5 protein-coding genes are annotated in these 7,619 nt (G+C 68.6%); 2 read left to right on the forward strand and 3 right to left on the reverse strand.

Annotation, left to right across the window (positions count from 1 at the left end):
- Nucleotides 1–38 precede the first annotated feature (38 nt).
- Both gltB and ACTXG9_RS16880 read right to left on the reverse strand, forming a co-directional pair.
- Nucleotides 39–4,493 (reverse strand): glutamate synthase large subunit, encoded by a 4,455-nt coding sequence (gltB, locus tag ACTXG9_RS16875; protein ID WP_188250439.1) that lies wholly within the window; start codon nucleotides 4,491–4,493, stop codon nucleotides 39–41.
- Between the two features lie 174 nt (nucleotides 4,494–4,667).
- Nucleotides 4,668–5,057, reverse strand: coding sequence for an I78 family peptidase inhibitor (locus ACTXG9_RS16880; RefSeq protein WP_026347258.1), 390 nt, complete (start codon nucleotides 5,055–5,057; stop codon nucleotides 4,668–4,670).
- 111 nt (nucleotides 5,058–5,168) lie between these two features.
- Here ACTXG9_RS16880 and ACTXG9_RS16885 point away from each other — a divergent pair, with 111 nt between their 5' ends.
- Entirely contained in the window at nucleotides 5,169–6,227 is a 1,059-nt protein-coding gene (locus tag ACTXG9_RS16885; protein WP_019661973.1) for a DNA topoisomerase IB, read from the forward strand.
- Here the strand turns inward: ACTXG9_RS16885 and ACTXG9_RS16890 are convergent.
- A complete protein-coding gene (locus ACTXG9_RS16890) occupies nucleotides 6,215–6,523 on the reverse strand; it encodes a putative periplasmic lipoprotein (RefSeq protein ID WP_019661972.1) in 309 nt (102 codons plus the stop codon). The genes ACTXG9_RS16885 and ACTXG9_RS16890 overlap by 13 nt on opposite strands.
- A 196-nt stretch (nucleotides 6,524–6,719) precedes the next feature.
- Between ACTXG9_RS16890 and ACTXG9_RS16895 the strand changes: the two genes are divergently transcribed.
- On the forward strand, nucleotides 6,720–7,619 hold a 900-nt coding region (locus ACTXG9_RS16895), incomplete at its 3' end, for an SDR family NAD(P)-dependent oxidoreductase (RefSeq protein WP_457654809.1).

A 7,619-nucleotide genomic window follows, 5' to 3' on the forward strand; every position in this document is an offset into this window, starting at 1 on the left:
GAACGTTGCCGGCCAGCGGCCGGCACTACCGGAAAACATCACGCGGCGCGTCGCAGGGTTTCGGTCAGCGACTCGATGCTGGCGGCCTTCGGTTTGACCAGCCAGAACTTGCCGATGTAATCGCGGAACTCGTCCAGGATCTGCTGCGCCCAGATGCTGCCGGTCAGCTCGCGGTGGCGGCCGATCAGGCGGTGCAGGTGCTGGCGATAGTTCTCGAAGCCCTCGGCGGACACGCGATGGATGTCGATCAGCTCGTGGTTGTAGCGGTCGACGAAATCGCGATCAACGTCCAGCACGTAGGCCAGGCCGCCGGTGAAACCGGCACCGAAGTTCAGCCCGACCTTGCCCAGCACCAGTACCACGCCATCGGTCATGTACTCGCAGCAGTGGTCGCCGGCACCCTCCACTACCGCCAGCGCGCCGGAGTTGCGTACCGCGAAGCGCTCGCCCGCCCTGCCCGCGGCGAACAGCTCGCCGCCGGTGGCGCCGTACAGGCAGGTGTTGCCGATGATGGCGGTGCTGCGTGCCTCGAAGCGGGCACCGCGCGGCGGTCGCACCACCAGGCGGCCACCGGCCATGCCCTTGCCGACGTAGTCGTTGGCTTCGCCTTCCACCTCCAGGTGCAGGCCACCCACGTTGAACGCGCCGAAGCTCTGCCCGGCGCTGCCGCGGAAGCGCAGTTCCAGCGGTGCCTCGGCCATGCCCTGGTTGCCGTGCGCACGCGCCACCGCGCCGGCCAGGCGGGTGCCGATGCTGCGGTCGGTGTTGTGGATCAGGAAGCGATGCTCGCCGCCGCGCTTGTGTTCAATGGCGGAGGCAAGCAGGCCGTCCATCTGCGTGGCCAGGCTGTCCGGCGACTCGTACAGGCGCTGCGCGGCGCAGTGGCTGCCCTCGTAACGGGCATCGGCCAGCAGGCGCGACAGGTCCACGCGCACGCCGTCACGCGGCGCGGCCTCGATCTGCCGCAGCAGGTCGGTTCGGCCGACGATCTCTTCCAGCGAACGCGCGCCCAGGTAGGACAGCCAGCCACGCACTTCTTCGGCCAGCAGCCGGAAGAAGTTCTCCACGCGCTCCGGCTGGCCGGTGAAGTGGTTCTCGCGCAGGCGTTCGTCCTGGGTGGCCACGCCGGTGGCGCAGTTGTTGAGGTGGCAGATGCGCAGGTACTTGCAGCCCAGCACGATCATCGGCGCCGTGCCGAAGCCGAAGCTGTCCGCGCCCAGCAGCGCGGCCTTGACCACGTCCAGGCCGGTCTTCAGCCCGCCATCGGTCTGCAGCAGGGTGCGCCCGCGCAGGTCGTTGGCCAGCAGCGCCTGGTGCGCTTCGGCCACGCCCAGCTCCCACGGCACGCCGGCATAGCGGATCGAGCTGACCGGCGACGCACCGGTGCCACCGTCATGGCCGGAGATGGTGATCAGGTCCGCACCGGCCTTGACCACACCGGCGGCGATGGTACCAACGCCGGCATGGCTGACCAGCTTCACCGATACCAGCGCGGTCGGGTTGACCTGCTTGAGGTCATAGATCAGCTGCGCCAGGTCTTCGATCGAATAGATGTCGTGGTGCGGCGGCGGCGAGATCAGGCCGATGCCCGGCCGCGCGTAGCGCAGACGTGCGATCAGTTCGTTGACCTTGTGGCCGGGCAGCTGGCCGCCCTCGCCGGGCTTGGCGCCCTGCGCGACCTTGATCTGCAGCACTTCGGCATTGACCAGGTACTCGGCGGTAACGCCGAAGCGGCCCGAGGCGACCTGCTTGATCTTGCTGCGCTTCGCAGTGCCATAGCGCGCGGGATCCTCACCGCCTTCGCCGGAATTGCTGCGGCCGCCGAGGCGGTTCATGGCGATGGCCAATGCTTCATGTGCTTCCGGCGACAGTGCGCCCAGGCTGATCGCCGCAGTATCGAAGCGCGGGAACAGGGTACTGGCTGGAGCGACCTCGTCCAGCGGCACGGGCGCGGCCGCCGGCACCAGCTCCAGCAGGTCACGCAGCGCCGATGGCGGGCGCGCATGCACCGCATCGCAGTACTGCTGCCACGCACGCGGGTCACCGCTGCGCGCCGCGCGCTGCAGGGTGGTCACCACGTCCGGGTTGTACATGTGGTATTCGCCGCCGTGCACGTACTTCAGCAGGCCGCCGACATCCACGCCCTGCTGCGCGTCCCAGGCCTGCGCGCACAGTTCGCGCGCGTCGGCATCCAGGCGGGCAAAGCCGGCGCCGCCGATGCGCGAGGCGGTATCGGGGAAGCACAGGTCCACCACTTCCGGTTCCAGGCCGATGATCTCGAACAGCTGCGCGCCGCGGTAGCTGGCCACCGTACAGATGCCCATCTTCGAGATGATCTTCGACAGGCCCTTGTAGATACCCTTGCGGTAGCGGCGGCCGATCTGCGATTGCTCGCCGCCCTTGCTGAGCTTGAGGATGCCGCGACGGCCCAGGTCGAACAGGGTCTGGTAGGCCAGGTACGGGTAAACCGCCGTGGCACCGAAACCGAGCAGGCAGGCCATGTGGTGCGGGTCACGTGCGGTGCCGGTCTCGACGATGAGGTTCACGTCGCAGCGCAGGCCCAGCCGAGACAGGTGGTGGTGGATGGCACTGGTGGCCAGCAACGCGTGCACCATCGGCCGCCCGGCCACCGGGTAGCGGTCGGACAGCAGCAGCATCACCATGCCATCGCGCGCGGCCTGTTCCGCTTCGCTGCAGATGCGTTCGATGCCGGCGCGCAGGCCTTCGTCTTCGCTGTAAGACAGGTCGAGCAGGCGGTTGGCCTGCACGTACTGGTCCATCTTCAACAGCTGGCGCAGCTTGCGCTGGCTCAGTACCGGCGAATTGAGGATGACGTGGTTCACCGTCTCCGGGCCGGCATGGAAGATGTTGGTTTCCTTGCCGAGCTGGGTGGACAGCGACATCGCGCAGTCTTCGCGCAGCGGGTCGATCGGCGGGTTGGTGACCTGCGCGAAGGCCTGGCGGAAATAGTCGTACAGCGGGCGGCTGCGCTGGCTCAGCACCGCCATCGGCGTGTCGTCGCCCATCGAGCCGGTGGCTTCCTGCTCGGTCTCGGCCAGCGGCCGCAGCACCTGCTCCACCTCCTCGCTGCTGAGCTGGTACAGCTTGTGGTAGCTGCGCAGGGTGCCTTCGTCGAAGGGCTCTTCCACCAGCGACGGGTCGATCAGTTCGGTCTGCAGGTAGGTCACGCCCTGCTGCAGCCACTGCTTGTAGGGCGCGCGGCCGCGGTTGATGCGGTCGACCGCATCGGAGTCGAGCAGGTCGCCGCGCTTGAGGTCGATCGCGATCATCTCGCCGGGGCCGAGCTTGCCCTTGCGCACCACGCGCTCGGTCGGCACTTCCCACACGCCGGCTTCGGAGGCGACCAGGAAGTGGCGGTCGGCGGTGAGCATCCAGCGCGCCGGTCGCAGGCCGTTGCGGTCCAGCGTACACACCGCATAGCGGCTGTCGCAGGCGACGATGCCGGCCGGGCCGTCCCACGGCTCGCTGTTGAGGCCGTGGAACTCGTAGAAGGCCGCCAGGTCCGGATCCTTGAATTCCAGCGACTGCGTGGCAGGCGGCACCAGGATGCGCAGCGCCTGGATCAACTCCATGCCACCGGCGACCATCAGCTCCAGCATGTTGTCCAGGCTCTGCGAATCCGAACCGTGCATGGAGATGACCGGGTCGAATTCACCAATATCGAAGCGCGGCGTCTTCCACACCTTGCTGCGCGCCTGCGCCCAGCGACGATTGCCCTCGATGGTGTTGATCTCGCCGTTGTGGGCGAGCATGCGGAACGGATGGGCGAGCGGCCAGCGCGGCAGCGTGTTGGTCGAGAAGCGCTGGTGGAACACGATCGCGCTGGAGGCCAGCTCGCGGCGCTGCAGGTCCGGGAAGAAGCGGCTGAGCTTGTCCGGCAGCACCATGCCCTTGTAGCTGATCGCATCCGGGGTGAGGGTGGTGACGTAGAAGTCGGCGTGATCGCGCAGCTGCTGTTCGCTGCGGCGGCGGGCCAGGAACAACGCCAGCGCGAAGCCGGCATCATCCTGGCCAACCCCCGCATCGACGAACACCTGCTCGATGCGCGGCAGCGTGTCGCGCGCCAGTTGGCCGCAGACGCTGTCGTCGGTCGGTACCTCGCGCCAGCCAGCGACCTTGCAGCCCACCGCTTCCACCTGCGCCTGCAGCTGCGCGCGGCAGGCCTGCGCCGCGTCGGCGTCGTGCGGTAGGAATACCAGGCCGGCGGCGAAGCGTGTGGCGACGGCAATGCCGGCTTCGCTGGCGAGCAGTTTCAGGAACGCATCGGGGCGGCGCAGCAGCAGGCCGCAGCCATCACCGGTCAGGCCATCGGCGGCAACACCGCCACGGTGGGTCATGCGCGAAAGCGCGGCGATGGCGGTATCAACCAACAGGCGCGATGGTTGATCGTCGAGCTGGGCGACCATGCCAAATCCACAGGCATCGCGCTCGGAGCGCGGGTCGTAAAGCCCTTGGCGGTTGCGGGGGGCCATCTCTACCTCGATGCGTATAGGGTTGGCGGCGACACTCGTCCCCGCTCATTCCCTGGAGCGCATCGTGAGGCCACCGGATGCCTCGACTAGATCACAGGTTGCTGCAATGCCGCAATACACGGTTGCAGGTGCAACAGAACGCGCCGGCAACCCAGTGCCGGCGCGGGGCGGGACTCAGCCGCAGCGCACGCCGCTGATGGCGCCCTTGGCGTCCACTTCGATGTTCAGGCGGTCGCCGAGGAACTCCATCGTGGCCACATCATTGGGCTTGAGCACGCGTACCTGGCTGGCGCCTGCATCTTCCTGCGCCTGCTTGCCCAGCCCATCGGTGTAGGCTTGGCCGACCAGGCTCTGCACCTGGCTGGCATCGCAGGTGCCGACCGGCGGCGCCTCGATGGCCTTGCCGGCTTCGTCGGCCGGTGCCTTGGCGGCTTCGGCCGCCTGCTGGGCGTGGGCCGTGGCCGAATCCTGTTCATCCAGCGCCGGTGCCTGGCAGGCGGTCAAGGCCAGCACGGCCGGCAGCAGCAGGGCGGAGAGCGAACGGGCGCGAATCGGGAACGACATCATGACTCCGGAAGGGGTTGTGAAGACCCGAGCATAGCGGCGAACCGGCCCTCACGTGTTTGTCTTGTGTTATCGACAGGATCGCGGCACGGCGACCGCGACACTACTGGCATGCCGACCGCCTCCACTCCCGAACGACAGGCCGCGCGCGCGGCCGGCCTGCGCTATGTCGACGACACCCAGCCGGGCATCAGCCGGCGCCGCGCCGGAAAAGGTTTCAGTTACCGCGATGCTGATGGCCACGCGATACGCGACGCCACCACCCTGCAACGCATCCGCGCACTGGCGATTCCACCGGCCTACACCGCGGTGTGGATCTGCGCCCACGCCAACGGCCACCTGCAGGCCACAGGCCGCGATGCGCGCGGGCGCAAGCAGTACCGTTACCACCCCGACTGGGCGAAGGAGCGCGACGCCGGCAAGTTCGACCGCATCATCGCCTTTGGCGAGGCCTTGCCCACGCTGCGGCGGCGGTTGTCGCGGGATCTGAAACGGCCGGGTTTCCCTAAGGAAAAGGTGCTGGCCATGGTGGTCGCGTTGCTGGCCGACACCCTGGTGCGGGTCGGCAATGAGACCTATGCGCAGCAGAACCGGTCATTCGGACTGACCACACTGCGTAACCGTCATCTGGAGCTGCTGCGTGGCGGCCGGGTGCGCATGCGTTTCCGCGGCAAGTCCGGGCAGCTGCAGGAGGTGACCGTGGGCGACCGCAGGCTGGGGCTGCTGGTGCGGCGCCTGCAGCAGCTGCCGGGGCAGGCGTTGTTCCAGTACCGCGATGACGACGGTGCGCTGCAGCCGGTCGACTCCGGTGCGGTGAACGACTACCTGCGCGAGGTGATGGGCGAGGACTTCACTGCCAAGGATTTCCGCACCTGGGGCGGGACCGTCGCGGCGGTGCAGGCGTTTGCTGCCACCGAGCTGCCGGAACCGGCCAGCCAGCGTGCGCTGGCGCAGGCACAGCGCAGCGTGGTGTGCCAGGTGGCGGCCCGGTTGGGCAACACGCCGGCGGTGTGCCGCAAGGCCTATATCGACCCGTGCGTGTTCGTCGGCTGGGAGCGCGGTGAACTGGCCAAGCTGGCCGGCCTGCGCGGGCCGCGCCAGTGGGAGCAGGCCACCCTGCGCGTGCTGCGCAGGGCACGCCGGCTCAGCCGCAGTCGTCAGCCGCAGTAGATCGCGACGATATTGTTGGTGCGGCCCTTCTCGATGGTCAGGCGGTCGCCGCCTTCGCTGGCCGGTGGCACCCGCGGGCCGTCGTGGCGCAGGACCCGCACGTGCAGGCTGTCGCTGTCCACGCGTGCACGGGCCACAGTGGCGTCCGAGGCGGCCAGGCCCACCGCGCCGCGCACCCTGTCGCTGTGGCACTGGCCGGAAATCACGCCGTCGATCGGCTGCACCTGGGCCATCGGTGTGCTGCTGCAGGCGGCGAGGGCAAAGCAGACGGCGGCGGTGGCGATGGCATGTTTCATGGAGGCGTTCCCTGTGTGGTTGCGTGCAGGGTGCGACGGCGCACGTGGTGGCGGAATGAATGCCGTGCACATCGTGGACACGGCGCGCTCACTGCCGCCAACAGCGTGCGTAGAGAGACTGCAGGTGCGGCGTGCGCCGCCCCCCGGTAGTGTCGGCCGCTGGCCGGCAGCCCCGTTCCCTCCCGAGGAGACCTGCATGGCCACCACCAAGAAGACACCCGCCCGCCGAAAGGCATCGCCGAAAGTGCGTAAAGGCAGCACCCCGGCCAAGGCGGTCGCCGACCCCGATCGCCCCCGCGTAGTGAGGACCGCGACCCGCAAGGCGGCCGCCAGCGATCCGCGGGCAGCACGCGTCGCGGCCCGGCAGCGGCGCCTGCAGGACCAGGAGAAGGCCAAGGACGCCCGGGCGGCCAGCAAGGCCACGAAGAAGACCGCGACCCAGGCCGGCGCACGGCGCCAGCCGGAGGCGATGCCGGCGCAGCAGCTGGCCAAGCCCGGGCATGAGCACGAACTGGAGCTGGCGCCCCGCTTCCTTGCACCCGACTACGCGGGCAGCGGCAAGCTGCAGGGCATGCGTGCGATCGTCACCGGTGGCGACTCCGGCATTGGCCGTGCGGTGGCGGTGCTGTTCGCACGCGAAGGCGCGGACGTGGCGGTCCTGCACCTGGACGAAGCCGAAGATGCCGACATTACCCGCCAGCACGTGGAGCGCGAAGGCGGCCGTTGCATCGTGATCGCCGGTGACGTGCGTGATCCGCGTTTCTGCGACAAGGCCGTCAAGCAGGTGGCCAAGGCGTTCGGCGGCATCGACATCCTGGTCAACAACGCCGCGTTCCAGCTGCACTGCGAGCGGCTGGAAGACCTGGAAGACGCGCACCTGCAGGAGACCCTGCAGACCAACATCGGCGGTTACATCCAGATGGCGCGCGCGGTGCTGCCGCATCTGGGCGAGGGCGCCAGCATCATCAACACCGGTTCGGAAACGGGCATCTTCGGCAGCAAGGCGCTGATCGACTACTCGGCCACCAAGGGCGCGATCCATGCGTTCACCAAGTCGCTGGCCAGCCAGCTGCTGCCACGTGGCATCCGGGTGAAC

The sequence above is a fragment of the Stenotrophomonas maltophilia group sp. LNF247 genome, from assembly GCF_054083135.1.

Coding starts and splice junctions, on each gene's coding strand:
- ACTXG9_RS16880 (WP_026347258.1), bottom strand. CDS start 5,057: ATGTCGTTCCCGATTCGCGCCCGTTCGCTCTCCGCCCTGCTGCTGCCG.
- ACTXG9_RS16885 (WP_019661973.1), top strand. CDS start 5,169: ATGCCGACCGCCTCCACTCCCGAACGACAGGCCGCGCGCGCGGCCGGC.
- gltB (WP_188250439.1), bottom strand. CDS start 4,493: ATGGCCCCCCGCAACCGCCAAGGGCTTTACGACCCGCGCTCCGAGCGC.
- ACTXG9_RS16890 (WP_019661972.1), bottom strand. CDS start 6,523: ATGAAACATGCCATCGCCACCGCCGCCGTCTGCTTTGCCCTCGCCGCC.